The organism is Pseudarthrobacter xylosi (genome assembly GCF_055412765.1).
In genome coordinates this window covers 274,222-298,629 of sequence record NZ_JBVAYT010000002.1, presented here as the reverse complement: position 1 = coordinate 298,629, position 24,408 = coordinate 274,222, and the positions used below count along the sequence as shown (strand labels likewise).

The 24,408-nt window shown below is 63.9% G+C and carries 25 protein-coding genes and 1 pseudogene; 16 read left to right on the top strand and 10 right to left on the bottom strand.

Going from position 1 to position 24,408, the window contains the following annotated elements:
* Positions 1-71: 71 nt before the first annotated feature.
* Both ctaD and ACZY1F_RS05450 read left to right on the top strand, forming a co-directional pair.
* Positions 72-1,826, top strand: coding sequence for an aa3-type cytochrome oxidase subunit I (gene ctaD, locus ACZY1F_RS05455; RefSeq protein WP_463940689.1), 1,755 nt, complete (start codon positions 72-74; stop codon positions 1,824-1,826).
* 20 nt (positions 1,827-1,846) lie between these two features.
* A complete protein-coding gene (locus ACZY1F_RS05450; RefSeq protein ID WP_463940688.1) occupies positions 1,847-2,212 on the top strand; it encodes a nuclear transport factor 2 family protein in 366 nt (121 codons plus the stop codon).
* A 155-nt stretch (positions 2,213-2,367) separates the two neighbouring features.
* Here ACZY1F_RS05450 and ACZY1F_RS05445 read toward each other — a convergent pair whose 3' ends face one another.
* Positions 2,368-2,571 (bottom strand): cold-shock protein, encoded by a 204-nt coding sequence (locus tag ACZY1F_RS05445; RefSeq protein ID WP_024365339.1) that lies wholly within the window; start codon positions 2,569-2,571, stop codon positions 2,368-2,370.
* A gap of 345 nt (positions 2,572-2,916) precedes the next feature.
* Between ACZY1F_RS05445 and ACZY1F_RS05440 the strand changes: the two genes are divergently transcribed.
* From ACZY1F_RS05440 to ACZY1F_RS05410, 7 genes are all read left to right on the top strand, one after another.
* Positions 2,917-3,183 (top strand): type II toxin-antitoxin system Phd/YefM family antitoxin, encoded by a 267-nt coding sequence (locus ACZY1F_RS05440; protein WP_463940686.1) that lies wholly within the window; start codon positions 2,917-2,919, stop codon positions 3,181-3,183.
* Entirely contained in the window at positions 3,180-3,572 is a 393-nt protein-coding gene (locus ACZY1F_RS05435) for a type II toxin-antitoxin system VapC family toxin (protein ID WP_463940685.1), read from the top strand. Before ACZY1F_RS05440 ends, ACZY1F_RS05435 begins: the two co-directional genes overlap by 4 nt.
* Positions 3,573-3,645: 73 nt before the next feature.
* Positions 3,646-5,088 (top strand): DUF3375 domain-containing protein, encoded by a 1,443-nt coding sequence (locus ACZY1F_RS05430; RefSeq protein ID WP_463940684.1) that lies wholly within the window; start codon positions 3,646-3,648, stop codon positions 5,086-5,088.
* Positions 5,085-5,702 carry a DUF4194 domain-containing protein gene (locus tag ACZY1F_RS05425; RefSeq protein ID WP_463940683.1) on the top strand — a complete coding sequence of 206 codons (618 nt, stop codon included), beginning with the start codon at positions 5,085-5,087 and terminating at the stop codon, positions 5,700-5,702. Before ACZY1F_RS05430 ends, ACZY1F_RS05425 begins: the two co-directional genes overlap by 4 nt.
* Complete coding sequence (locus tag ACZY1F_RS05420) at positions 5,699-6,013, top strand: ATP-binding protein (RefSeq protein ID WP_463940682.1); 315 nt, start codon at positions 5,699-5,701, stop codon at positions 6,011-6,013. The genes ACZY1F_RS05425 and ACZY1F_RS05420 overlap by 4 nt, the downstream gene beginning before the upstream one ends.
* On the top strand, positions 6,010-9,138 hold the full coding sequence (locus ACZY1F_RS05415) for an ATP-binding protein (RefSeq protein ID WP_463940681.1): 3,129 nt from the start codon (positions 6,010-6,012) through the stop codon (positions 9,136-9,138). The genes ACZY1F_RS05420 and ACZY1F_RS05415 overlap by 4 nt, the downstream gene beginning before the upstream one ends.
* The gene (locus ACZY1F_RS05410) at positions 9,131-10,405 is read left to right on the top strand and encodes a Wadjet anti-phage system protein JetD domain-containing protein (RefSeq protein ID WP_463940679.1); all 1,275 of its coding nucleotides are present in this window, start codon (positions 9,131-9,133) and stop codon (positions 10,403-10,405) included. The genes ACZY1F_RS05415 and ACZY1F_RS05410 overlap by 8 nt, the downstream gene beginning before the upstream one ends.
* A gap of 82 nt (positions 10,406-10,487) precedes the next feature.
* Here ACZY1F_RS05410 and ACZY1F_RS05405 read toward each other — a convergent pair whose 3' ends face one another.
* The 4 genes from ACZY1F_RS05405 to ACZY1F_RS05390 form a co-directional block, all read right to left on the bottom strand.
* On the bottom strand, positions 10,488-11,099 hold the full coding sequence (locus tag ACZY1F_RS05405; protein WP_463940678.1) for a hypothetical protein: 612 nt from the start codon (positions 11,097-11,099) through the stop codon (positions 10,488-10,490).
* Complete coding sequence (locus tag ACZY1F_RS05400) at positions 11,092-11,310, bottom strand: type II toxin-antitoxin system HicA family toxin (RefSeq protein ID WP_463940677.1); 219 nt, start codon at positions 11,308-11,310, stop codon at positions 11,092-11,094. Before ACZY1F_RS05400 ends, ACZY1F_RS05405 begins: the two co-directional genes overlap by 8 nt.
* A 194-nt stretch (positions 11,311-11,504) precedes the next feature.
* Positions 11,505-12,833, bottom strand: a complete 1,329-nt coding sequence (locus ACZY1F_RS05395) for a hypothetical protein (RefSeq protein WP_463940675.1) — start codon at positions 12,831-12,833, stop codon at positions 11,505-11,507.
* 257 nt (positions 12,834-13,090) lie between these two features.
* Positions 13,091-13,750 carry a Pr6Pr family membrane protein gene (locus ACZY1F_RS05390; protein ID WP_463940673.1) on the bottom strand — a complete coding sequence of 220 codons (660 nt, stop codon included), beginning with the start codon at positions 13,748-13,750 and terminating at the stop codon, positions 13,091-13,093.
* Positions 13,751-13,911: 161 nt separating this feature from the next.
* Here ACZY1F_RS05390 and ACZY1F_RS05385 point away from each other — a divergent pair, with 161 nt between their 5' ends.
* The gene (locus ACZY1F_RS05385) at positions 13,912-15,216 is read left to right on the top strand and encodes a diguanylate cyclase domain-containing protein (RefSeq protein WP_463940672.1); all 1,305 of its coding nucleotides are present in this window, start codon (positions 13,912-13,914) and stop codon (positions 15,214-15,216) included.
* 244 nt (positions 15,217-15,460) lie between these two features.
* Positions 15,461-16,582 carry a DUF6544 family protein gene (locus ACZY1F_RS05380; RefSeq protein ID WP_463940670.1) on the top strand — a complete coding sequence of 374 codons (1,122 nt, stop codon included), beginning with the start codon at positions 15,461-15,463 and terminating at the stop codon, positions 16,580-16,582.
* Positions 16,583-16,953: 371 nt separating this feature from the next.
* Here ACZY1F_RS05380 and ACZY1F_RS05375 read toward each other — a convergent pair whose 3' ends face one another.
* The gene (locus ACZY1F_RS05375; RefSeq protein ID WP_463940668.1) at positions 16,954-17,835 is read right to left on the bottom strand and encodes an SDR family oxidoreductase; all 882 of its coding nucleotides are present in this window, start codon (positions 17,833-17,835) and stop codon (positions 16,954-16,956) included.
* Positions 17,832-18,284, bottom strand: coding sequence for a nuclear transport factor 2 family protein (locus ACZY1F_RS05370; RefSeq protein WP_463940667.1), 453 nt, complete (start codon positions 18,282-18,284; stop codon positions 17,832-17,834). The genes ACZY1F_RS05375 and ACZY1F_RS05370 overlap by 4 nt, the downstream gene beginning before the upstream one ends.
* Positions 18,285-18,381: 97 nt before the next feature.
* On the opposite strand from ACZY1F_RS05370, the gene ACZY1F_RS05365 reads away from it, so the two are divergent.
* Positions 18,382-19,059, top strand: a complete 678-nt coding sequence (locus ACZY1F_RS05365) for a TetR family transcriptional regulator (RefSeq protein ID WP_463940665.1) — start codon at positions 18,382-18,384, stop codon at positions 19,057-19,059.
* 36 nt (positions 19,060-19,095) lie between these two features.
* Here the strand turns inward: ACZY1F_RS05365 and ACZY1F_RS05360 are convergent, their stop codons facing one another.
* Positions 19,096-19,731 (bottom strand): cation transporting ATPase C-terminal domain-containing protein, encoded by a 636-nt coding sequence (locus ACZY1F_RS05360; protein ID WP_463941128.1) that lies wholly within the window; start codon positions 19,729-19,731, stop codon positions 19,096-19,098.
* A gap of 127 nt (positions 19,732-19,858) precedes the next feature.
* A pseudogene (locus tag ACZY1F_RS05355) lies at positions 19,859-21,772 on the bottom strand (cation-translocating P-type ATPase); the annotation flags it as partial.
* Between the two features lie 181 nt (positions 21,773-21,953).
* Between ACZY1F_RS05355 and ACZY1F_RS05350 the strand changes: the two are divergent.
* Genes ACZY1F_RS05350 through ACZY1F_RS05335 form a run of 4 tightly spaced genes read left to right on the top strand, consistent with a single transcriptional unit; the run spans position 21,954 to position 24,279 of the window.
* Complete coding sequence (locus tag ACZY1F_RS05350) at positions 21,954-22,304, top strand: PadR family transcriptional regulator (RefSeq protein WP_463941127.1); 351 nt, start codon at positions 21,954-21,956, stop codon at positions 22,302-22,304.
* 2 nt (positions 22,305-22,306) lie between these two features.
* A complete protein-coding gene (locus ACZY1F_RS05345; protein ID WP_463940663.1) occupies positions 22,307-22,681 on the top strand; it encodes a DUF1048 domain-containing protein in 375 nt (124 codons plus the stop codon).
* 3 nt (positions 22,682-22,684) lie between these two features.
* Complete coding sequence (locus ACZY1F_RS05340; RefSeq protein ID WP_463940662.1) at positions 22,685-23,518, top strand: ABC transporter ATP-binding protein; 834 nt, start codon at positions 22,685-22,687, stop codon at positions 23,516-23,518.
* Positions 23,515-24,279 (top strand): ABC transporter permease, encoded by a 765-nt coding sequence (locus tag ACZY1F_RS05335; RefSeq protein ID WP_463940660.1) that lies wholly within the window; start codon positions 23,515-23,517, stop codon positions 24,277-24,279. Before ACZY1F_RS05340 ends, ACZY1F_RS05335 begins: the two co-directional genes overlap by 4 nt.
* Here ACZY1F_RS05335 and ACZY1F_RS05330 read toward each other — a convergent pair.
* Positions 24,258-24,380 (bottom strand): HoxN/HupN/NixA family nickel/cobalt transporter, encoded by a 123-nt coding sequence (locus tag ACZY1F_RS05330; RefSeq protein ID WP_463940658.1) that lies wholly within the window; start codon positions 24,378-24,380, stop codon positions 24,258-24,260. The two genes, ACZY1F_RS05335 and ACZY1F_RS05330, sit on opposite strands and share 22 nt — an antisense overlap.
* Positions 24,381-24,408 lie beyond the last annotated feature (28 nt).

Genomic DNA, 24,408 nt, shown 5'->3' with positions numbered 1-24,408 from the left:
GAGTAGCCTGCATGTAGGGGCTCATGCAAAGGGCCCAAAGCTGCCGTGCAGAACTATCTGTGAGGTGAAAAATGGCCATCGCCGGACATTCACGACTAGGGACCGCATCAACCGCTGCTCCCCCGGTAGTACCCCTGCGCAAAGGCTCCAAGGTGGTCGGCTGGCTCACCTCCACCGACCACAAAGTCATCGGGTACATGTACCTGATCGCATCCTTTGTGTTCTTCATGATGGCCGGAGTTATGGCTCTGCTGATCCGGGCCGAGCTCTTCGAACCCGGCATGCAGGTCCTGCAGACCAAGGAGCAGTACAACCAGCTGTTCACGATGCACGGCACCATGATGCTGCTGATGTTCGCCACCCCGCTGTTCGCCGGCTTCACCAACTTCATCATGCCGCTGCAGATCGGCGCCCCCGACGTCGCGTTCCCGCGGCTGAACGCCCTGGCCTTCTGGTTCTTCCTCTTCGGCTCCACCATCGCCGTGGCGGGCTTCATCACCCCGCAGGGCGCGGCGGCGTTCGGCTGGTTCGCCTACGCGCCGTTGAATAACACCACGTTCACCCCCGGGGTGGGCGGTGACCTGTGGGTCTTCGGCCTGGCCCTGTCCGGCTTCGGGACCATCCTGGGTGCGGTCAACTTCATCACCACCATCATCTGCATGCGCGCTCCGGGCCTGACCATGTGGCGGATGCCCATCTTCACCTGGAACGCCCTGGTGACATCCATCCTGGTGATCATGGCCTTCCCGCCGCTCGCAGCGGCACTGTTTGGCCTGGGAGCCGACCGCAAGTTCGGTGCCCACATCTATGATCCGGAAAACGGCGGCGCCGTACTCTGGCAGCACCTGTTCTGGTTCTTCGGCCACCCTGAGGTGTACATCATCGCGCTGCCGTTCTTCGGCATTGTGTCCGAGATCTTCCCGGTCTTCAGCCGCAAGCCGATCTTCGGCTACAAGGGCCTGGTTTACGCCACCATCGCCATTGCTGCCCTGTCCATGACCGTGTGGGCGCACCACATGTACGTGACCGGTTCGGTGCTGCTGCCGTTCTTCTCCTTCATGACCATGCTGATCGCAGTGCCTACGGGAGTGAAGTTCTTCAACTGGATCGGCACCATGTGGCGGGGTTCCCTGACGTTCGAGACTCCCATGCTTTGGAGCCTCGGCTTCCTCATCACGTTCCTCTTCGGCGGCCTGACCGGCATCATCCTGGCCTCGCCGCCGCTGGACTTCCACGTCTCCGATTCCTACTTTGTAGTGGCACACTTCCACTACGTCGTCTTCGGCACTGTGGTGTTCGCGATGTTCGCGGGCTTCTACTTCTGGTGGCCAAAGTTCACCGGCAAAATGCTCAACGAGCGCCTCGGAAAGATCCACTTTTGGATGCTGTTCCTCGGCTTCCACGGAACGTTCCTGATCCAGCACTGGCTAGGGGTCATGGGCATGCCCCGCCGCTACGCCGACTATCTGGTGGAGGACAACTTCGCCTGGCTGAACCAGTTCTCCACCATCGGTTCCTACCTTCTGGGCGCCTCAATGCTCCCGTTCTTCTGGAACGTCTACATCACATCGCGCAGCTCCGAGCGCGTCGAGGTGGACGACCCCTGGGGCTTTGGCGCCTCGCTCGAATGGGTCACGTCCTGCCCGCCGCCGCGCCACAACTTCACTTCGCTGCCCCGGATCCGTTCTGAGCGTCCCGCACTGGACCTCCACCACCCGGAGCTCAGTATCCGCGCGCACGAAACCGTGCACAGCCCTGCCGCGGCCGCCCTGGGCGCTGCCGACATCGGCGAACAGGACGTACGCAATCCAAACCCGGACCAGTGACAGTTGGTCGGCAAGGAATCATGAGCGAACGCGACGATTTTCTGGCTTGGGTAAATTCATCGCTCTACCAGGCGGAACGGGCCCTGCACAACGGAGACTCTGCCCCGCGCCGGGGGCTCTGGTCCCGCAAGGAACCCGTGAGCATCCTCGGGGCCTGGCGCAATGCCCACGGGCAACAAGAACTGGACGAACTCTTCACGGCGTTGGCGAACAGTTTCTCCGACTGCACTTCCTACGCTTTTGAAGTGCTGGCGTACGACGTGGTGGGCGACATGGCCTACACCGCCGGGCTGGAACACACGTCGACCTCTGTCGAAGGCACGGCGCGCACGTATTCGCTGCGGGCCACGCAGGTCTACCGGCGCGAAAAGGCGAATGGAAGGTAGCCCACCGGCACGCCGACACTATGACCGAGTGAAGAAGGTAGAGCGCGGGGCTTGCGACGCCTGGCAGCACATCCGGGTTAACAAAAAGCAGGGCCGGTCTAACGACCGGCCCTGCTTTGAAAATGAAACCCTAAGGCCCCAGAATCTCTAATGAATTAGAGTGCCTGGATGTTGACGGCCTGGGGACCCTTGGGGCCCTGCTCGGTTTCGAAGGAAACCTTCTGGTTCTCTTCGAGTGAGCGGAAGCCGGAGGAGGCGATCGCGGAGTAGTGAGCGAAAACGTCCTGTGAGGAGTCATCGGGGGAAATGAAGCCGAAGCCCTTTTCAGCGTTAAACCATTTGACGGTACCAGTAGCCATTATTTTTGTCCTTCGTGAAGGTAGAGGAAAAGTCCCGACTTTCGGGTCCTCCGGTGTGGGGTGTTCAAAACCGCTACTTCAGAAAGACGCGGACTTTCGACCGCGCGTACTGCCTGAACTACCAACTGCATAAACACAACAACAGGATCAACAGTACAGGAGATTTTCCGAACCATTTACCACCGGCCACTCAGAGGGGTGTTTGAGGCCTTCGAAAACCTGCAAACCCCGCTGGTTGAGCCAGGACTCATTGCAGCGCTCTGGCCGGACGGAGTTGCGGAAGCCAGCGGTGGTTGAGCCTTACCTTCGGATGCAAGGGTTGCTACGATTGCTACGGAGGCAATCATGACAACCATTCCTCACCGGGAACTGCGCAACCAGAGCAGTAAGATCCTGGAGCGAGTTAAGAACGGCGAAACGATCGACGTCACGAACAACGGAGAAATAGCCGCTACTCTAATCCCGCCTTCGGCATCACCTTTTGAGCGGCTGCTGCTGGCGGGCCACGTACGTCCTGCCGCCAAAGGACCGGTCGATTTCCAGGCACTCCCGCGCGTCACGTCCGACGCCGGCACGGCCGAGATCCTGGCTGAAATGCGCGGGGACCGTTGATTATCTACCTGGACACATCTGCTGCCATCAAGCTGGTGGTTGAAGAGGTGGAATCATCCGCGGCCGCCCAATACGTCTCAGCCGCGGCAGCCCAGAGCCACCAGCTGGTGGCTTCGATGCTGCTCTATACGGAACTCCATTGCGCGGCCCACCGCCGCGGATTTCCCGGAGAGTCCGTCAATACGGTGTTGGGAGCCACAAACCTGGTCGATGTTGCCCGTTCGGACCTTATGTACGCGGCAGCCGTGCCCGGCAAGCTCCGGAGCGCCGACGCCATTCATCTGGCCGCAGCCATCCGGCTGCAGTCGGACGTGATGGTGGCGTATGACGGCGAGCTACTGGCCGCCGCCGTTGAGGCTGGCCTGAACGTGCTGTCTCCCGGCCGTTGAGCCTGCAGGCCTCCACGGAAATTGTCACCGGCCCCGTGTAACTTAGAAACAACAGCCCCCTGCAGAGGACGCCATGGATTTCTACGCCATCAACGCACTGCGTGAGAACCACGCCGGGTGGTCCCTGCTCCGAGCCCAGAATGCCCCGCTGGCCATCAGTTTCTTCATCAAGGCCTTCACCGGGCCCAACCAGCGAGACATCGGCCGGCAGGAGCTCATCGACCACCTCGATGATGTTCTGTTCGGCCTCCGGGAAGTCTACGGCGAGGACAAGTACCCCCGGCTGGCCGGGGAGTATCTGGACGAGTGGGCCGCCCCGGAACGGGCCTGGCTGCGGAAATACTATGTGCCGGGCCAGGACGAGCCGCGCTACGATCTCACGGCCGCCGCCGAGGACGTGGTCCGCTGGGTGGAGAGCCTGAGCGGGCGGGACTTCGTGGCGACCCAATCCAGGCTGACCAGCATCTTCGCCGTGCTGAAGGCCCTGGTCCAGCAGTCCGAAACCGATCCGGAGGTACGGCTGGCCGAGCTTCAGCGCCAGCGGGACGGGATCGACGCCGAGATGCAGCGCATCAGGGACGGCAACATCCGAGTCATGACCGCACCGGAAGCCCTGGATCACTTCCAGCAGCTGACCACTCTGGCCAAAGACTTGCTGTCCGATTTCCGCGAGGTCGAACAGAACTTCCGGAAGCTGGACCGGCAGATCCGCGAACAGATCGCCACCTGGCACGGCACCCAGGGCGAGCTGCTGGCCTCTATCTTCGCCAACCAGCAGGACATCAGCGGCTCCCTTCAGGGCCGAACTTTCCAAGGCTTCTGGGACTACCTGATGTCCCCGCAGCTGCGCACCGAACTGCGGGACCTGCTGCAGCGGGCCACCCAGATCGACGCCCTCGCCAAACTCGACAACCTGCACGCTGTAACCAATCTGCATCAGGACTGGCTGCCCGCCGTCGAGCAGACCCAGGCCACAGTCCGCCAGCTTTCACAGCAGATGCGCCGGCTCCTGGACGACAAGGTGTTCCTGGAGAACAAGCGCATTATGCAGCTCGTCCGGAGCATCGAATCCGGGGCGCTAAGCACCCGGGAGGTGCCGCCGTCGGGCGTCTTTGCGGAGATCGCCGCGCAGTCCGTCGACGTCGTGCTCCCCTTCGAACGGCCACTGTATGAGCCGAGCCGGCGGATCATGGTGGACGACGTCGTGGTGGCGGCAAACGATGCCGACGTGGACGCCGGCGCCCTCTTCAGCCAGTTCCATGTGGACACGGAACGGCTCAGGTCCAATATCGACGACGTCCTCGCCGTCGCCGACCAGGCCACCCTCGGCGACGTGGCAAACGCCCATCCGCTCTCCCAGGGACTCGCCGAAATCGTGGCCTACTACCAGCTCGCCACAGAATCGGACTGGGCATCCATCAACCCGGACGAGTCACAGCAGTTGTCCTGGCAGCTCCCGGACGGCAGCATCCGGGAAGCCACCGTCGAACAGATCATCTTTGTGAGGCCCGCATGACCACCACAGACGCATCCGAAACACACACGCCGGAGGAACTTCCCGGCGTCGTCACCAGACTCTTCAAAGGCGTGGTGTACGCCGAGTCCGACGAGAAGATCTGGCAGTCGCTGCTGGGACTGTCCTCCCACGTCCGCGACTACGTGGCCGTCCTGGGGCTCGACCTGATCCTGGACGAATCCGAGGGCTACGCGTTCCTGAAATCGCGCGAGGACCCTGACGGCACACTGCCGCGCCTGATCCCGCGCCGCCCGCTCACCTTCAACGTGAGCCTCCTGCTGGCGCTGCTCCGCGGCCGGATGCTCGAATTCGACACCAACAGCAGCGAACTGCGCCTCATCATGACCGAGCAGGACATCGCGGACATGGTGGCCGTTTTCCTGCCCGAATCCAGCAACGAGGCGCGGATCCTGGACCAACTCGGCACCAACATCAAAAAGGTGGTGGAGCTGGGCTTCTTGCGGAAACTGCGCGGCCAGGTAGGCACTTACGAGGTGGCCCGGATCCTGAAGGCTTATGTGGATGCCCAATGGCTGGAGGAGTTCGACGCGCGGCTGGCGGACTACCGCGCCTCTCTCGCCGGAACCGGCAGTAAGGAAGAGGACCGCACATGAGCACCGAGACGGCCTCGGCGGTTAGTGACGGGGCTGACCAGCAGGAGATGCTGTTCAGCCTGGATGAAAAAGCTGACGACGCCGGCACTCCCCCTGGCTTCCGGCTGCAGCGTCTGGAGCTGCTCAACTGGGGCACCTTCCATCAGGAGGTGCGCACGTTCCGGCTTGACGGATCGAACAGCTTGCTCACCGGCGACATCGGCTCCGGAAAGTCGACGGTGGTGGATGCCATCACCACCCTGCTGCTGCCAGCCAACAGGATCGAGTACACAAGGCGGCGGGCGCGCAGAAGAAGGAACGCACGCTTATGAGCTACGTGCGGGGCTTCCACAAGAGCACCCGGAGCGTTGGCGGCGAATACTCCAAGCCGGTGGCACTGCGCGGGACCGGCAAGCTCACGGTGGTCCTTGGCGTTTTCCACAACGCAGTCCTGGGCAAATCAATCACGCTGGCCATCACCCTCTGGGCCACCCAGGAAGCCGGCCAGCCGAACCGCTTCTACTCGCTGACGGAGGGCGAGCAGTCCATCGCCGGGGACTTCGCCAACTTCGGCCAGGACCCCGCGAAGCTGAAAAAGCAGCTGCGGGCGGCGGGGGCGTCCATCCATGAAACCTTCGAGCCGTACGCGGCGGCGTTCAAGCGGCAGTTCGGCATCAGCGGCAACCAGGCCATGGAGCTCTTCCATCGCACGGTGTCCATGAAGCAGGTGGAGAACATCACCAACTTCGTGCGCACCAACATGCTGGAGGAAGACGACGTTGAGACCCGGATCAACAACCTCATCCACCACTTCGACGACCTGAAAAAAGCCCACGACGCCGTCCTCCGCGCCAAGGACCAGATCGCACTCCTCACCCCCATCACCGAGGGCGCCGCCCAGCACGCTGCCCTGAGCCGCGACGATGAATTCGCCCGCCAGCAGCGGGACCAGCTGCACCCGTGGTTCACGGACCAGAAGCTTCGGCTGAGCATCGAGCACCAGAGCGAACTCAAGGACACCGGACTCCGGCTGCAGGAGGACAGCGGCAAGCTGGCCACCGAGATCACCCAGCTCCGCCTGGACCTGGCCGCCGTCAAGGAGGACATCCGCAGCAACGGCGGCGGCCGGCTAGCCGCCATCGAGGCCGAGGCCGCCCGGCTGGGCGAGGAGTCCCGGTCGCAGCGGGTGCGCTTCGAAAAGTACGCCGAGGCTGCGGCGGACCTCGGCCTCCCGGCGCCGGCGGACCGCGTCCAGTTCGACGCCAACCGGGCCCGGCTCCCCGACGTCGAAAAGGAACTCGCCGCCACCGCCGATAAAGTGCAGGACAACCGCACGGACCTGACCATGAAGCGGACGGTGCTCACCGGCCGCGCGAGCGATCTCGCTGCGGAGCTGACCAGCCTGCAGGCGCGCCCCAACCTGCTGCCGCGGCCCCAGGTGGAGCTCCGCCGTCGGCTGTGTGACGGGACCGGCATTGCCGAGTCCCGGCTGCCGTACGCCGGTGAACTTCTGCGCGTCCGCGACGACGAAGCGGCCTGGGAAGGTGCCGCCGAACGTACCCTGCGCGGCTTTGCTTTGTCTCTGCTGGTGCCGTCGGAGCATTACGCCGCCGTGAGCGGCTGGGTGGACGGCAACAACCTGCGCGGCAGGCTGGTGTACCTGAAGATCGGCGACTCGGAAGCCGGTTTCGACAGGCTCAACCAGCGGCAACCCGAGCCCGGCACCCTGGCGACGAAGATTGCCATCAAGCAGGGCACGCCATTCCGCAATTTCCTGCTGGATGAGCTCAGCAGCCGCTTCGACTATTTCTGCTGCGACTCCCTGGAGGACTTCCGCCGCCGTTCCAAAGCGCTGACCGCCAACGGCCAGCTGAAGGGCGGCCGTGGCCGGCACGAGAAGGATGACCGGCAGGACCTCGCGGACCGGCGGAACTACGTCCTGGGCTGGGACAACCTGGACAAGATCAGCCGTTTCCGGGCCGAACAGGACGAGGTCCAGGGCCAGCTCAGCGTGCTGGCCGGCCAGCTGTCGCGGGTCAACGATTCACTGGGCGCCATCGGCCGGCAGAACCAGCAGCTCGGCATCGTCGGGGCGGCGTCCGACTTCGCCGAGCTCAGCTGGCAACTCACCGCACGCCGCATCGAGGAGCTCAAGGCAGAGAGGGCCCAGCTGGAGTCCACCAGTGATGTGCTGCGGCAACTGACTGCGAAGGAAGCTGAGCTCGCCGGAAAGCTGGAACGCCTGCAGGTGCGGGCCGATGACGTCCAGCGCCGGATAGGTTCCAACGAGGGCGCCGCCAAGGACATCGTGGAGGCGATCGCGGACTGCCGCGAAGTCCTGCGGGAGACCCCCTTGACGGACGACGGTGGTGTGCTGGCCGCCGTCGCCCGGTTTGCCGCCGCGGAACTCGGCGGCAAACCGCTGACCTATAAGAACACCGGCACCGTGGAAAGCGTCGTCCGGAGCGGTCTGACCGACACCATCGACGCATTGTCCAAGCAGATTGCCCGGGCAGCCGAGAAGACTGTCCGGCTCATGGCCGAGTTCCGGAACAAGTACTCGAACGAGACTACGGAGATCGACGCCGCCCTGGAGTCCGCCGGCGACTTCGGCAGACTCCTGGAGCAGCTCGTCAGCAACGATCTCCCGCGTTTCGAGGCCCATTTCAAGGAGTCCCTGAACCAGAACACCATCCATGAGGTGGTGGCGTTCAATGCGTTCCTGGACAGCCGGCGGCAGGACATCGTGAACCGGATCGGCGAAATCAACCTGTCCCTGGCCGGGATTGAGTACAACTCCGGCCGGCACATCCAGCTGGAGCACCAGAACAGCTCCGACCTGGACGTGCGGCAGTTCGGGATTGACCTGCGGGCCTGTTCGGAGGGCACCATCGGCGACGATGACCAGTACTCCGAGCAGAAGTACCTCCAGGTGGCGCGCCTGATCGAGCGCTTCCGGGGCCGCGACGGCTTCACCACCCTCGACGAGCGTTGGACCGCAAAGGTCACGGACGTCCGGAACTGGTTCACATTTTCCGCTTCGGAGAAGTGGACCGAAACCGGCGAGGAGTTTGAGCACTTCACGGATTCGGGCGGCAAGTCCGGCGGCCAGAAGGAGAAGCTCGCCTACACCATCCTCGCCGCCGCCCTGGCGTTCCAGTTCGGACTGGCGTCGGGCAAAGGTGCGGGCAAGAACGCCGGCAGCGGACGCAGCTTCCGGTTTGTGGTCATCGATGAGGCGTTCGGCCGCGGCTCCGACGAGTCCGCGCGGTACGGCCTCGAGCTGTTCCAGCGCATGAAACTGCAGCTGCTGATCGTCACTCCCCTGCAGAAAATCCACGTGATCGAACCCTTTGTGTCCCATGTGGGGTTCGTGGCCAACACCAACGGCGACGATTCGCAACTGCGGAACATGACCATCCAGGACTATCGCGACGAGCGGGCCCGGCGTGCCTGAGCGGCTTTCGGGTTCGGCACCCGGGCAGGCCCAGGGCTGGACCTCGTTGACTGATCTGCGGTCGCAGTCGCTGAAGGCCTGGGGCAGCGGTGCGTTGCTCCGGGAGGTGCTGGAACCCGGCGGTCTATACCCCCGCCGTCGTCCGTTAAAGCGCCCGACAGCGGCGACGCTCCGGAGTGACTATGCTGCGGCCCGGGCGTGGGCAGCCGAGTTGTTTGCCGCCGTCGGGCCGTTCAGCCTGGAGACTGCCGAGGTAGGACGCACGACTGTCGGCTCCAACCAGCTGCCGGCGGCGGCGGTTTTTGAGTCCGCCGACGCGGAGGTCACGTTTGTGGGCAAGGCTCGAGAGGCAGCGCGGTTCGTGGAGCTCACCGCGGGTCTGACCGCGCTGCACTCGTCGTTCAGAGGATGGGCGCTGAAGCGGCCGCTCAAGCTGTTGGATCTCGGGGGCGACGCACTGACGGCCGCCCGCGTGGCGCTGTGGCTGGCGGACAATGCCGAGCCAGGCATCTACGTGCGGCAGCTGAGCCTCCCCGGGGTGCACACGAAATTCATCGAAAACCACAGGGCGGTGATCAGCGAGCTGGCGGTGGGGCTACAAGCGGATGCCGCGAGTGCCGCCGTTGAAGAGGTCGAAGACCCTCTGCCTGACTCTCCCGCCGAGCCCGGTTCGCTGCTGGGGCTGGCGCCGGCCCGGACGCCGGCAGCGCGCTTTGCCGCCAGCCACGGCTTCCTGCATCCACCGGAGCTGGTCAGATTCCGCATGCTGGATCCCGCCGTGCCACTGCTGGGCCAGTCCCGCGATCTCACCGTGACCGCCGAAGCCTTCAGTACGCTGAGCCTGCCGGTCACCACGGTGCTGATCACGGAGAACCTCGTCAACTTCCTGGCCCTTCCCGACAGCCCGCACACGCTGGCGATTTATGGCGGCGGTTATGGTTTTTCGTCGCTGCGGGATGCAGGGTGGCTGCGCGACTGTGAGGTCCTGTATTGGGGCGATCTGGACACTCACGGGTTCCGGATCCTGGACCAGCTCCGCGCGGTCCACCCGCATGTGGTGAGCGTGATGATGGACCAGGCCACCCTGCTGGCCCACCGCGAGGCCTGGGTCAGCGAGCCGTCGCCATCGAAGGCTTTGCTGAGCCGGCTGACGTCTGATGAGTCCGCACTGTACCTAGGACTCCGCGATGACGCCTTCGGGACGGCGGTCAGGCTGGAGCAGGAGCTGATCCGCTGGGACTGGGTGCTGTGCCGCCTCGGTGGCTGAGCCTGCCCAAGGCGAGTCGAGAGTGCGGCTGAAATAGAACTGGAACGGTTGCGAGCCATACTGGCAGTGCCAGCATCATTCGTCAGGCGACAACCAGTATTCTTCCGTGCTGGTGTTGACTCGTGGAGGGATCCGTACCCAGTGACGCAAAGATGGCACCAATCGTCGACGACGCATCGAGACCCAGGTCAGATAGCCGGCGCCCACGAAAATCACTTGTCACGCTAAGCATGCCAATGTAGTGGACAGAACCGTCTGCAGTCCTCATCCCGATCGTGAGCGGCGCGTTATCATCGGCACCTTCCATCACGTCGTGAATGCGGTCGCTGGGTAACGTTGCAACGACAACGGCGTCGTCAAAGCGATCAGCGTCTACATAGGCCTGCAGCCCTGGATCATGAGCAAGTTCCTGGCCGATCTGACTGGCGAGCTTTCCACGTTCATCTTGGCGGTGATCGTGCCGCGCACGAACAAAAAACTGTTTGCCAGCAAATTCCATTGCCTGCTGAATGTGGACATCGATGCTCCCGTCAGGGCTAAGTCCAGCATCCACAGCTAGCGTAAAGAGCTCCATGGCATCCGGATGCTCGTCATAAGCAGCCACGATTCCAGGCAGTTGTGGGCTAGCGACGGAACATGCAAAATCGTCGCCCCAATTGGTGACAATCATTTGAGCGTTATCAACATCAACCACGTAGCACCTCCAATGCCTGTTCCTTACTGAGGCCTACTTGCTTCATCAGTATCTGTTTAACGAGTCCACCCGATATTTCCTTCCCGGCATGAAAGCTCCACGTCAGTGTGGGACGTCCGGGACACACAAGTCTCTCATGGCTTCCCTTACCGTTTCCAGAGGGGGCGTAGCCAAGCCGCTCAAGTACGCGGCGAAGCTTCTTCGGGTCCATGGAGGGAAAGTCGCTACTTCCCACTTGCATCTCCAAGCGAATGCCTACGCCGCAAACCAGGATCCCTCGCCATGAAGGTCTTCACCCTACGCGCATGCAAGCGTCTCATGGCCGGACAACACAGATCCGATAGCCCCGAGCCCGGGCGTGATTGGTTCTTCGTGTGGCAGTCGCACAGATGTGCGCGCGTCACTTCATTTGGCCGAGTGAACACCGGCGGCATGATCTCTGTTATCGGCTTTAACCGCACGGAGCGCACTTAGGATGTTCTGTGCCAGCATCACTGCAGCCACAGAGAACGCTGCCACGGCCACAACCACCGCAAATGGAATGGAGCCGGGGAAGGACCCCGTCATGCTTTCCTCTCCCAACGCCAGCAATATCTTCCAATCTGTCGTCGCTTGAGCTGCAAGCTCAACGGGGTCTTCGGGTAAGAAAACGGACTTTCGGATGAGTGCCAAGGCATAGTCTGCATTAGCTGCCGGGTTGACGCCGGCTAGCGAAGCACCTGTTGTGAAGACTGAGATTGTCAAGACCGGCAGACTCAACGCAGCTAAGCGGTTCTTCATGGTGGCTGTACATGCGAAGATGACACCGAAGTGAGCCGCGATGAAGCCCCCCACAGCTCCAGCCAAAGACAAATCCGCGAGAATGGATAGTGAAATCGGTTCTTGCTCTACGCCACTTCTCGCCATGAACCGCAGAGGTAGGAACGAAAGCGCTCCCGTCAGCAGGCCGATAACACCGCCGATAGAAACCCAGTTTGCCACGATCAAAAGCGATGACCGCAAGGTGATTCTGCATTGGATCGCTCCAGTCGCGGAAGCATGCTTCAAAGCCAGCCACGAGAGCGTGAACGACGGGGTCAGCGAAACAGCGACCATGAGAACCCAAAAAACTGACCAGGTTCGGACAACCTGAGTCGGAGCACTTTGGCCCGTTCCGATGTGGGTGAACACACTCGTGGCGCTTAAAACTCCCAGGGAAAGATAGAGCACCCCGAACGCCCTGTATTCGTTCCTAAATGGAAGTCTTCCCAGCTTCCGTGGCCGAAGATCTCGAAAGCCATCCGGTAGAAGCCGCTGTTTGAGCGGCTCCATCGCCTGCTTGAACTCGGACAATCGCGAAGCAAGCGCGCGTGCCAAGAGACTTTTGAGCGGAAGGGCGACCAGCTCCGGACGATCATAGGGCTCCAAGAACCTGGCGGCTCCCCCTCCGGCGATGTGGATGACAAAAGACGCAAGGACCATAAATGCCAGGCAAATTATCGTCCAGTGGCCTTCCGGAAGAATGTCTTCAGGAAGTGTCATCCAAAATAGTGGGCCCAAGAAAAATGAGCAGATCGCGATGCCGAGAAACGCGCCGCTTATTCCTCGGAGTCGGTTCGTCCACGGCTCTGATCGATCGCGAACATTGCGCGCAACTCGCCGAATACAAACTATGAAGAAGACCAAAAAACCGACGAAAAGGATCGCAATGCCGAGTCGATCTTCAAGGTTGGCAGCAACTGCAGTTGTCGTCATAAAGACATTCATACGTGATGGCACTGACAATTCGAAGTCAGACCGCTTGGGTTCCCGCCCAGGGCCTACTCGAAAACAAACCTGATCAGAACGGACGATGGAACTCCATGCCGGAGGCTTACGGATCGCCGATCAACAGCCAGTAAGCACGCTCCCCTGGTGTAGAACCGGCGGTTGACCCTGGGGCCACGACCAGTTCGCCACCACGCCGGGCCACTGGATCTCGCCAAACTGGACACCGGCGCTGACAGCTCGATTCAGCGGCGCTCAGTCGCACCGGAGGTGACGGCCACCGGCGCCGGCGCCGGGGCGATGTGCAGCCGCGTGGAGAACGCGGCCACGAGGGCGAAGAGGAAAGCTGCCACCGCGATGGCCAGCGCCATGGCGGCGACGGTTCCGTAGCCGCTGATCCGGGGGTCCAGGAACGGGTAGGGGTACCAGTCCACGATGGGACCGCGGATCAGGCTGTAGACCAAGTACAGCAGGGGGAATCCGAGCCAGACCAGCGAAGTCCGGACGGGGACCCTGGTTCTGGGCAGGTCAACAAGCCAGTCGATCACCATGATGGTTGGGATTGTGTAGTGCAGGACCACGTTGATCCACGGAATGGGCGTGTTGACGTCGATGTTGCTCAGCAGGAGGTTGTAAACGATCCCCGTGATGGTCATATAAATGGTCGCAGCACCGCGCAGAAGTTCAAGCCAGCGGGGGCTTTCGCCGTTCCACGCGTACCACCCGGAGATCGCCAGGCTAATGACGGCGATGATGTTTGACTCGATGGTGAAGTAGCTGAAGAAGTTCGCCGCAGACGCGCCGGGAACGTTCTGGAGCAGGTGCGTCAGCTGGAAAAATACGGCCAGGAATCCGAGCAGGGCGAACCAGAACCTGAAGAGTGCGAGACCTCGATTGGGTGTCATAGGGAAATCCTATGGGCCCAGGAAACGCCAAGTCCCCAGCTGGAGGGCGTTTGAGCGTGTCGAAACCCGGTGGCCGGGCCCGTCGAAACCCGGGATCTCGACAGGCTCGATCACCGATGCGTGTAATTTAGGCATAACACCACCCTGGTCCGAGGACGCCCATGAATAGAGCTACCACTACGCCGCGCTCCTTTAGCCTGCAGCGTGAATGGTCCGGGGCCTTCACACTGATGCTCCTGGCCCTGTTCGTTGGCGCGGCCGTCACTGTTGTGGGAGTCCGGTTCGTGGTGAACGAGATGGAAGCTGCGAACGGCCGGCTCCAAGAGGAGTACGGCAGCGTCGCTGAGCTGGCCGCCGCCCTCGATACTCATGAGCAGCTGGGACACCAGTTACTCGCGGCAGCGCCCGTGAACCGGGAGGCTTTTGTCCTGGAACAACACGACATTGAGGCGCTCTTCCGTGCGGCCGCCGCCGTCCAGGCTGCGGACGAAGGCCGGCCAGAAGCCCTGTCCTCGGCGCAGCAGGACTGGCAGGCCGGGCTGGAGAACGCTGGCCTCTGGGGTGACCAGGTCCTGAACCTCTCGGGAAACAACGTTACTGACGTCCCTGCCTTCGCGGCCGCGAGCTCCGCCGGGCGGGCGCAGCTGGCCGCCGTCCAGCAGTCCTCCCTTCAGGCGCTGAACAGGGGGCTCGTAGACACGCGCGAACTCGAAGGGCTTCTGGTGATTGGCCGGTTCGGGCTGTTCGTTGTGGCCATCGGTGCCACCCTGTACTTCCGCCGCCGGATGGTCAAGGACCTGATGCGGCCCGTCAACAGCCTCCGCCGGGGCGTCCTGAAACTGCAATCCGGCGATTACAGCCACCGCCTGGACGTGGCCCGGCGTGACGAGCTCGGCGAGGTGGCGGTGGCGTTCAACGGCATGGCCGTCGCACTCCAGGACAGCCATCAGGCCCTGATCTACCGGGCCACGCACGATGACCTCACCGGTCTGGCGAACCGCGCGGCACTGGCCGAGCGCCTCCTGGCGTCCTTCGAACCAAACAGCGACCGTCGGACCAGGCACGAGGGCCTGCTGTTTATCGACATCGACGACTTCAAGGACGTCAACGATTCCCTCGGCCATGAAGGCGGCGACGCGCTGCTGGCCCAGCTGGCCGAGCGGCTGCGGGCCAGCGTCCGCAGCCACGACCTGGTGGCCCGGCTGGGCGGCGACGAGTTCGCCGTCGTCGTTTTGGATAACGACGACGGCACACCGGCAACGGGGCCCGTTGCCGAGCGGATCTACGAGGCGCTCAGTGAGCCGTTCCTGATCGGTGACCGGTCACTGCGGGTGTCGCTAAGCATGGGCGTGGCGCAGCGGACCTCGGACACGGCGGACGTGACGGAACTGCTGCGGCAGGCCGATTCGGCCATGTATCGGGCCAAACACGGCGGCAAAGCCCGGTACGAGACCTTCAAGAACTAGGGCCACAGACTAAAGCGACGCCCCGCCGCAGACCTTTCCGCTCCCCGAGCCCCGCTGTTATTGCGGGAAACTCCCGGCCTGCTCTGGACAGTGGAGTACGCTCGGAGCATCAGCGCCGCACCGCCGGATTGATGTCTCTCTTGAACGTTTCTTAGCCCGCCGCTCATGTGAACGTTAGGAGGCCCCTGTGTCACAGTCCACTCGTGCTCATGACTTTCCTGCCATTGCGGGTAGGTCCGCTGTCGTGAAAATACTCTTCGGGGCCTTCCTCGGCCTGCACGCGCTCATCCATCTGCTTGGAGCTGTCAAGGGCTTGGGGTTCGCGGACGTTCCACAACTGACGCAACAGATACCGTTTCCATTGGGTGTTCTCTGGGTATTGGCGGCGGCACTCTTCCTGGCCGCCTCGGTTTCCATCTTCGCCCTGCCGGGACGGTGGTGGGTGTTCGGCGCCGGGGGCATCGTCATCTCCCAGATCGTGATCATTGCGTCCTGGGCAGACGCCGCCTACGGGACGATTGCCAACGTCATTGTGCTCGTCGGCGTCGTATACGGCTACCTCTCGGACGGGCCCCGGAGCTTCCGCGCCGAATACAACCGCGACATCTCAGAGGGACTGGCCCGCACCGTCGAGTCCCCGGTACTTACCGAGACCGATCTCTCGCGGCTCCCCGCCGTAGTGCAACGCTATGTTCGTCTCAGCGGCGCTGTAGGTCTTCCAAAGGTTCAGAATTTCTCTGCCCGCTACCACGGGCAGATCCGCATCGGACCGTCAGCGCCCTGGATGCCGTTCACCGGACGGCAAAGCAACTTTTACGACCGGCCATCACGCCTCTTCCTCATGGACGCCTCGCGGGCGGGCATCCCGTTCCAGGCGTTCCACCGGTTCGTCGGACCGTCCGCAACCATGCGGGTGAAACTCGCATCAGCCGTAACCGTGGTCGACGCCAAAGGCCCGGAAATGGACCAGGCCGAGACGGTGACGCTGTTCAACGACCTCTGCGTATTCGCGCCAGGCGCGCTGGTCGATCCGGGGATCCAGTGGCGCGAGATCGATCCGTACACGGTCAGTGCATCTTTCACGAACGGTAGCCACACCGTCAGTGCGGTCCTTTCGTTCAATGATCAGGGCGAGTTGGTGGATTTTGCGGCTGACGGACGCGGCGCGGCGTCGGCGGACGGAAAGTCGTTCACCAGGATGCGGTGGTCCACCCCACTGAGTGACTATCGGCAATTCGGTCCGCACCGGCTCATGGAGCGCGGCGAGGGGATCTGGCACGCCCCCTCCGGAGACTATTCCTACCTGCGTTTCGTCCTCGACTCGATCGAGTACAACGTCGCCGCGCTGCCCAGCGGACGGCGCTGACGAGTTTGGAGGAACGCGGCATGCTACTCAAAGCAGTGAAGGCTTTTCACACGCTCGCATGGTTCACCATCGAGGCCTGCATGCTCTACGTCCTGTACACCGGCGTCCGGGGGCAGTCGGATCGGCGGGCCGGGATGGCTGCCGCCGTCGTGGCACTGGAAACGTTAGTGTTCGCGGCCAACGGATTTCGCTGCCCCCTAACCGCGATAGCCCGAAACCTGGGAGACAGCACAGGATCCGTCACCGACATCTACCTTCCGCATTGGCTGGCGAAAAACCTCCCGGCAATCCACGTTCCGCTCATCATCGCCGCCGGAGTCCTTCACTGGCGAAACCTAGCAACTGCGAGACAGAACCTTCGATCCCAGCCGTTACCCTCTTTGGATCGCGGCTTCGAGGACCTGCCGCAGGCCCGTGATGGGAATGTCGGGGAACTCCGCGCGCGTTGGCGCCCACTCGAAGCCGGCGGCTCCCGATTCTTCCCAGATCCCGGCCCCCGCGACTCGGGCAAGGAAGGGTGAGAAGGGCCTCGCTGCAATGGACAGGACGCGCTCGGCGGCGGCCGGGATCCGCTGAACGGACCCGTGGCCAGCCTGGCTGAGCAGGGCTTCGGCAAGCTCGTTGGCTGTGAGTGTCTGCGAACCCCAGTCGAGGACTCGGTTCCGCAGCGCCGGGTCAGAAAGCGCACGGCTCACAAGGGCGGCAGCGTCCCGGACAGATGTATAGGTGACCGGGGCTGACCCCGAGCCGATCACCAACACCTTGCCCTTCGACTCGAGCGGGGCGGCCATGATTTCGAGGCGCTGTTCAAGGAGCGCCCCTATCCTGATGACTGTCCAGGCCATGCCGGACGTGCGGACGGATTCCTCGGCCGCGGCCTTGCAGCGCAGGAAGTCGATGGCGCCGTCAGGGGCGGCACCGTGCATGGACATCATGACCACGTGCTCAGCTCCGGCATCGGACGCCGCTGAGACCAGCCGGATGGCGCCGTCGCGGTCAACGGTGCGTGGATCGGAGTCCTTGATGCCGAATCCCGAGGCCGCGAACACCACCGCCGTGCAGCCCGCCGCCGCTTCCCGGCAGTCCGCCTCGGAGCCGAGGTCCCCGCGCAGGAGCTCGACGCCGTCGCCCGCCGTTTCGGGGAAAGGCTGGGAAGCGCCTCGGGCCATGACGCGGACCTGGTGCCCGGCTCCCACGAGCATGGGAACCAATGCGCGGCCAAGCCGGCCCGTTCCGCCGGCGACCAGGATCATGACCTCTCACCGCTTCCGGCTGCCCCGCGGACGGCCAAGCTCACCGCCGCGTTCACATCCCCGGACTCGTGCTCCACCGGTTCGAGGTAGAAGTGCGCCGCGGCGATCCTGTCATCACGGACAGTGAAGATGGCCACCCCGGCGGACTGCGTCACCGAGCCATCCGGCCGGGTGCCCCGGTTGCTCCATTCCATCCAGACCGTGTTGCCGGGTCCCGTGGTCGCATCGTGCACGGTGAGGCTCAAATCCGGCAGCCCGGCGAAGAGCGCTGCCCAGTTCTTCCGCACCTGGGCTGAGCCGGTGAAACTGCGGGCAGGGTGGGCTGGGGTGGTGTTCTCGTAGTCCTCCGCGAACTCGGACACCATCGCCTCGAGGTCGTGACGGTTCGCGGCGGCCATCATGCGCCGCACCGGGCCCTCGGGAAGGTGATCGATTCCGGAAGCGTCCATGATCTGCTCCTTAATCCCGTCGCAGGAGGCGGGAGCACGGGTCTGCTTAATTTGATACAGTCAGCTGTAATCAACCGATACAAGGAGCTTACGCCCAGTGGGACCCGGGGTCAACGAATCACACCGCCAGGCTCCCCGTTCCCGCGCCTACGATGCCCGGCGCCGCCAGGAGGCAGCCGAGGAGGCGAGGACGCGGGTACTCGAGCAGTCGCGCGAACTGTTCCTGACAGGTGGATATGGCCGGACCACCATTGCCGCAATCGCCCGGGCTGCCGGCGTCTCGAAGGAGTCCGTCTACAAGGGATTCGGCGGAAAGCCGGGGCTCGTCCGCGCCATCTATGACCAGAGCCTGCTCGGAGCCGGCGGCTCCCCGGCTGAGGAGCGGTCGGACCGCGCCCAAACTACAGTCAAGGACCCCCGTGAACTTATGGAGCAGCTCGGCCGGTTCACCACCGAAGTCAGTCCGCTCGGATCCCCGGTCTTCCTACTGATTCGGGACGCCGCCGCCAGCGGGGATCCGGACATGGCCGTGCTCCTGCTCGACGTCGACGACGCGCGGTACGGCCGGATGCTGCACAACGCCCGGCAGGTCCTCGGCAGGGGATTCCTGAGAACGGATCTGACAGAGGCGGAGGTCGCCGATGTCATGTTCACGTGCACCTCGGCTGAGCTTTACGAGAACCTTGTCCTCAAGCGCGGCTGGAGCGCCGAGCGCTATGGCCGCTTCATCGCCCGGACGCTCGCAGCCAACCTCCTGCCCGAGCCTCCCGCCTAGCACCACACCTGTCGAAACCGAGCCCGTCGATGGCGGTCACGGCAGCATGCGGCGCCGGTGCCGCGGCGCGGCCACGGGCACCGGTGCACTGAAGCGGAACGCGCGGCGCGCGATGTGGTGGTTTTCCGGACGACGGCGGACCTGGACCGGTCCGGCGGGAAGCTGCTGGGCATCGCGGGAGAAGAACCAGGCCTTGGCGAATTCCACCAGGACCAGGTACACCACGATCATGCCCAGCAGGGCCAGGAAGAACGGGACCGGGAGCGGGTCGAAGCCCAGCAGCCCGTCCAGCGGTGAGAGCGGCAGGAAAATACCCAGCGCCACCACCCCGAGCGAGGCAACGATCAGACCGGCCGAAGGCCGGCTGCGCAGGAACGGCACGCGCCGGGTCCGGATGGCGAAAATAATGAGGGTCTGGGTGGCGATGGATTCGATGAACCAGCCGGCCCGGAACTCCCCTGGCACGGCGTGGAAGGCCACCAGCATCAGGGCGAAGGTGGCGAAGTCGAAGAGCGAGCTGATGGGCCCGAACAGGAACATAAAGCGTCGGATGAAGGCGATGTTCCAATGCGACGGGGCCCGCAGCTGTTCCTTGTCCACGCGGTCGCCCGGGATGGCCAGCTGACCGGAGTCGTACAGCAGGTTGTTGAGCAGGATCTGGCCAGGCAGCATCGGCAGGAAGCTCAGCACCACTGACGCTGTGGCCGCGCTGAACATGTTGCCAAAGGCTGGACGTGCCCATCAGTACGTATTTGATGGTGTTCGCGAAGATCCGCCGGCCTTCCATCACGCCTTCGGCCAGGACCCCCAGGTCCTTGTCCAGGAGTACGACGTCGGCGGCGTCCTTGGCGACGTCGGTGGCACTGTCCACGGAGATGCCGATGTCCGCCTTGTGTAGTGCCAGAGCGTCGTTGACGCCGTCGCCCATAAAGCCCACCGATCCGCCGCTTTGGCGCAGCAGGGCGATGATCCGCGCCTTCTGCTCCGGCGAGACCCGGGCAAAGATGGTGGCAGTCCGGGCGGAGGCGGCGAGTTCGGCGTCGGACAGGTTCTCGATGTCTGGGCCGGTCAGTGTCCCGCCGGACAGCACGCCGAGGTCGGCACAGACTTTTTCGGCGACTTTGGCGTTATCGCCCGTGGCGATTTTCACGGCAATGCCCAGGGCTGCGAGCTGGTCCAGGGATGCTTTGGCGTTGGCTTTGGGCCGGTCCAGGAAGATCAGGAAGCCGGCCAAAACAAGGTCGCGCTCGTCGGCGGGGACGAGCTGACCCAGCCCCGCCGCGGAACGGGTGGCCACCGCCACCACCCGGGAGCCGGCGTCGAACTGTTCATCCAGCATCGCCTGTACGGCAGGCGGGGTGGCCCCGCAGAGTGCCAGCACGTCCTCCGGGGCGCCCTTGGTGACCAGCCGCGCCGGGCCGCCGCCCTCACGCACCAGCACGGTGGTGCGGCGGCGCTGGTGGTCGAAGCCGATCAGGTCCAGGCGCTCGTAGCCGGCCGGGTCGAACGCGGCCGCGCCGGGGCTGTCCCAGAGGGCGGCGTCCAGCGGGTTCTGCCCGGCGGAGGAGAGCTTGGCCTCCGCGTAGTCGGTCTCGGTGGCAAGCAGTCCCAAGGTGAGCAGGCCGCCGTCGGACGTGTCAGGGGTGACCGGAAGCGCGCGGGTAAAGCTGATCCGCCCCTCGGTCAAGGTTCCGGTTTTGTCGGTGACCAGGATGTCCATGTCCCCCAGGTCCTCGATGCAAACGAGCCGTTTGACCAGCACCTTCCGCTTGGCCAGCTGGCGGGTGCCGGTGGCGAGGCTGGTGCTGACCACTGCGGGGAGCAGCTGCGGCGTGATGCCCACCGCGATAGCCAGCGAGAACAGCAGGGATTCGATGATCGGGCGCTGCAGCAGCAGGTTGGCGATGAAGATCAGCGAGGTGAGCCCGATGGCCACCTGCAGAAGCAGGAAGCTGAACCGTTTGAGCCCGAGCTGGAATTCGGTCTGCGGCTGCCGTTCGCCCAGGCCCAGCGCGATCCGGCCGAATTCAGCGCGCCCGCCGGTTGCCACCACCACGCCGGTGCAGCCGCCGGACTGGATGACGGTGCCCATAAACACGCATGAGGCGAGGTCGGCCAGGGCCGAGCCGGCCGGGACCGGCGTGCGGTCCTTGGCGGCGGGCATCGACTCCCCCGTGAGGATGCTTTCGTCGCAGAGGAGGTTATTGGTGTCCAGGAGCCGGAGGTCGGCGGGGATGATGGCGCCCAGGGAGAGATGGACGACGTCGCCGGGCACCAGTGCGGTGACGTCCACGTCGCGGGTGGTTCCGCCGCGGAGCACCACGGCGCGGTGGGTGACGCGGGAGTGGAGGGCTTCGGAGGCGCGTTCCGCACGGAATTCGTTGGTGAAGCCGAGCCCCACGCTGACCAGCAGGATCACACCGATCACAGCCGAGTTGGTGGCGTCGCCCAGGAACAGGGACAGCCCGGCCGTAATGATCAGCAGGATGAGGATGGGGCTGCCGAACTGCCGGCCCAAGACCGCCCAGCCGTTGGCCCGGTGGGTGCGGACGGCGTTGGGACCCAGGTCCGCGAGGCGCGTGGCGGCTTCCTGGTCGGCCAGGCCCCCGGGGTGCGAGGCCAGGCGCTCCAGCACCTCTTCCGCGGTAAGGCTTGCGGCATCGGTGATGGGCAACTGGAGGGAGCTCCGGTCCCGGACGTTGAGCTCTGCCATGCGGATCCGTTCGGACGCGTCGAGGTTCGGAGAGTCGGGTTACGGCTAAGCGTACGGCGCGGAACTGAAACGCCCGACGGCGGCGCTATCTGCCTCCGCTTTCCTCCCTTGCGCCGTGGCTACTTAGTGTTACTATTTAGTGGTAGTCAGTAACACTGAGTAGTTGAGGGAGAAGAGTTCCATGGGCAATCAGACCACCGAGATGCTCAAGGGCACGCTCGAGGGCATCGTCCTCGCGATCCTGGCCACGCGGCCGGAGTACGGCTATGAGATCACCGCCAAGTTGCGCGATCAGGGCTTCTCCGACATCGCCGAAGGCACCATTTACGCCCTGCTTGTCAGGATCGAACAGCGCGGCCTCGTCGACGTCGAGAAGGTCCCGTCAGAGAAGGGGCCGCCGCGCAAGGTCTACTCGCTGAACGCGCTGGGCGGCGAGTACCTCGAAGAATTCTGGAGGACATGGAGTTTCCTCGCAGAACGGATCGAACACCTCCACCACAACATCAAAAGCACGCAGGACGAAGGAGAGTAACCATGGCCGCAAAGTGGATCGAGACCCTCACCGGGTCGCTCGAGCAGAAGAAACAGTACAAGAAGGACAAGGCCCGCATTGAGGCCCTCCCCGAGCCGTACGCAACCGCGGCGAAGGCCATGCACCGGTACTTCATGTACTTCGGGGGCATCACCGACGGCGAAACGCTCATGACGATGTTCGGCGACCTGGCCGACCTGTGGGAGCGGGCCGCCATCGATGGGACGCCGGTGCGCGCGATCGTCGGCGACGATCCGGTGGAGTTCGCCGAGACCTTTGCGCAGGCATACTCCGGCAGGCAGTGGATCGACAAGGAGCGCGAGCGCCTCACGAAAGCGATCGATGCCGCCGCCGACGACACCCGAGAGGGGAAATGACCCATGACCACTGACCAGGCCCTTGGACCCGCGATCCGGGTGCAGGGCATCGAGAAGTCGTTCAAGGACCTGCACGTGCTGCGGGGGGTCGACTTTGACGTGAGGGCGGGGAGCATCTTCGCGCTGCTCGGCTCGAACGGTGCGGGCAAGACCACGCTGGTGCGGATCCTGTCGACGCTGCTGAAGGCCGACTCCGGCACGGCAACGGTTAACGGGTTCGACGTCGGCGCGAAGCCCGGCGACGTGCGCGAGTCGATCAGCCTGACCGGCCAGTTCGCCGCCGTTGATGAAGTGCTCACCGGCCGGGAAAACCTCGTGCTGATCGCCAAGCTGCGTCACCTGAAGAACCCCGGCGCGATCGCGGACGGCCTGCTCGCCCGCTTCGCGCTCACCGAAGCAGGGAACCGCAAGGCGGCGACATACTCGGGCGGCATGCGCCGCCGGCTCGACATCTCGATGAGCCTGATCGGAAACCCGCCGATCATCTTCCTCGACGAGCCCACCACAGGACTCGACCCCCAGGCGCGCATCGAGGTGTGGCAGACCATCAAGCAACTTGCCAGCCAGGGCACCACGGTGCTGCTCACCACGCAGTACCTCGACGAGGCCGAACAGCTCGCCGACCGGATCGCGATCCTGCATAAGGGCACCATCATCCAGAACGGCACCCTCGCCGAACTCAAGCAACTCCTCCCGCCCGCCAAGGTCGAGTACATCGAGAAGCAGCCCTCCCTTGAGGACGTCTTCCTCGCCCTCGTCGGTGACGCCGGAGAGACCGACATCGCCGACCAGAGCCGCACCCACGGCACGTTCCCGGCAGGAAAGGAAATCCGATGACCACCCATGTCCTCGGCGACACCGGCGTCCTCACCGCCCGCTCGCTGCGCCACATCCTCCGCAGTCCCGACACGATCATCACCACAGCGGTCACCCCGATCGCGCTGATGCTGCTGTTTGTTTACGTTTTCGGCGGCGCGATCAACACCGGATCCGACGAGTCATACGTCAATTACATGCTCCCCGGCATCCTGCTCATCACCATCGCATCCGGCATCGCGTACACCGCTTACCGACTGTTCCTGGACATGCAGGGCGGCATCTTCGAACGCTTCCAGTCCATGCCGATCGCGAGGTCGAGCGTGCTCTGGGCGCACGTGCTCACGTCCCTGGCCGCGAACCTGGTCTCGGTCGCGTTGGTCATCGGCGTCGCCCTGATCATGGGTTTCCGCACCGGAGCATCCGTGGGCGCCTGGCTCGCGGTGGCCGGCGTCCTGGTCCTGTTCACCCTCGCGCTGACCTGGATCGCCGTGATCGCCGGGCTCTCGGCGAAGACCGTCGACGGCGCGAGCGCGTTCAGCTACCCGCTGATCTTCCTGCCGTTCATCAGCTCGGCGTTCGCGCCCACCGACTCCATGCCCGGCCCGGTCGCCTGGTTTGCCGAGAACCAGCCCGTGACCTCCATCGTGAACACCATCCGGGCACTGTTTGCCCAGCAGCCGGTGGGCAGTGACATCTGGATCGCCCTCGCCTGGCTCGCCGGCATTCTGGCGGTGGGCTACGCCTTCGCGATCGCCATCTACCGTCGCAAGATCAGCTGAGGCCGAAGGCCTTCACCCATGAGCTTGCGGGTGGTGCAGTCGATGGCGGCGATATAGTCCACATCGAACGCGTGGCGCATGCCGAGCAGATATGCCGCCACACCGATCCCCAGCCCGAAGACCTGGCTG

Bases quoted from the DNA above. Each gene is read 5' to 3' on its own strand.
- ACZY1F_RS05400 (WP_463940677.1), bottom strand. From the start codon at position 11,310: ATGGACCCGAAGAAGCTTCGCCGCGTACTTGAGCGGCTTGGCTACGCC.
- ACZY1F_RS05360 (WP_463941128.1), bottom strand. From the start codon at position 19,731: ATGCTGCCTGGCCAGATCCTGCTCAACAACCTGCTGTACGACTCCGGT.
- ACZY1F_RS05350 (WP_463941127.1), top strand. From the start codon at position 21,954: ATGGGCAATCAGACCACCGAGATGCTCAAGGGCACGCTCGAGGGCATC.
- ACZY1F_RS05425 (WP_463940683.1), top strand. From the start codon at position 5,085: ATGACCACCACAGACGCATCCGAAACACACACGCCGGAGGAACTTCCC.
- ctaD (WP_463940689.1), top strand. From the start codon at position 72: ATGGCCATCGCCGGACATTCACGACTAGGGACCGCATCAACCGCTGCT.
- ACZY1F_RS05445 (WP_024365339.1), bottom strand. From the start codon at position 2,571: ATGGCTACTGGTACCGTCAAATGGTTTAACGCTGAAAAGGGCTTCGGC.
- ACZY1F_RS05335 (WP_463940660.1), top strand. From the start codon at position 23,515: ATGACCACCCATGTCCTCGGCGACACCGGCGTCCTCACCGCCCGCTCG.
- ACZY1F_RS05340 (WP_463940662.1), top strand. From the start codon at position 22,685: ATGACCACTGACCAGGCCCTTGGACCCGCGATCCGGGTGCAGGGCATC.
- ACZY1F_RS05430 (WP_463940684.1), top strand. From the start codon at position 3,646: ATGGATTTCTACGCCATCAACGCACTGCGTGAGAACCACGCCGGGTGG.
- ACZY1F_RS05390 (WP_463940673.1), bottom strand. From the start codon at position 13,750: ATGACACCCAATCGAGGTCTCGCACTCTTCAGGTTCTGGTTCGCCCTG.
- ACZY1F_RS05370 (WP_463940667.1), bottom strand. From the start codon at position 18,284: ATGGACGCTTCCGGAATCGATCACCTTCCCGAGGGCCCGGTGCGGCGC.
- ACZY1F_RS05345 (WP_463940663.1), top strand. From the start codon at position 22,307: ATGGCCGCAAAGTGGATCGAGACCCTCACCGGGTCGCTCGAGCAGAAG.
- ACZY1F_RS05420 (WP_463940682.1), top strand. From the start codon at position 5,699: ATGAGCACCGAGACGGCCTCGGCGGTTAGTGACGGGGCTGACCAGCAG.
- ACZY1F_RS05385 (WP_463940672.1), top strand. From the start codon at position 13,912: ATGAATAGAGCTACCACTACGCCGCGCTCCTTTAGCCTGCAGCGTGAA.
- ACZY1F_RS05395 (WP_463940675.1), bottom strand. From the start codon at position 12,833: ATGACGACAACTGCAGTTGCTGCCAACCTTGAAGATCGACTCGGCATT.
- ACZY1F_RS05440 (WP_463940686.1), top strand. From the start codon at position 2,917: ATGACAACCATTCCTCACCGGGAACTGCGCAACCAGAGCAGTAAGATC.
- ACZY1F_RS05415 (WP_463940681.1), top strand. From the start codon at position 6,010: ATGAGCTACGTGCGGGGCTTCCACAAGAGCACCCGGAGCGTTGGCGGC.
- ACZY1F_RS05450 (WP_463940688.1), top strand. From the start codon at position 1,847: ATGAGCGAACGCGACGATTTTCTGGCTTGGGTAAATTCATCGCTCTAC.
- ACZY1F_RS05375 (WP_463940668.1), bottom strand. From the start codon at position 17,835: ATGATCCTGGTCGCCGGCGGAACGGGCCGGCTTGGCCGCGCATTGGTT.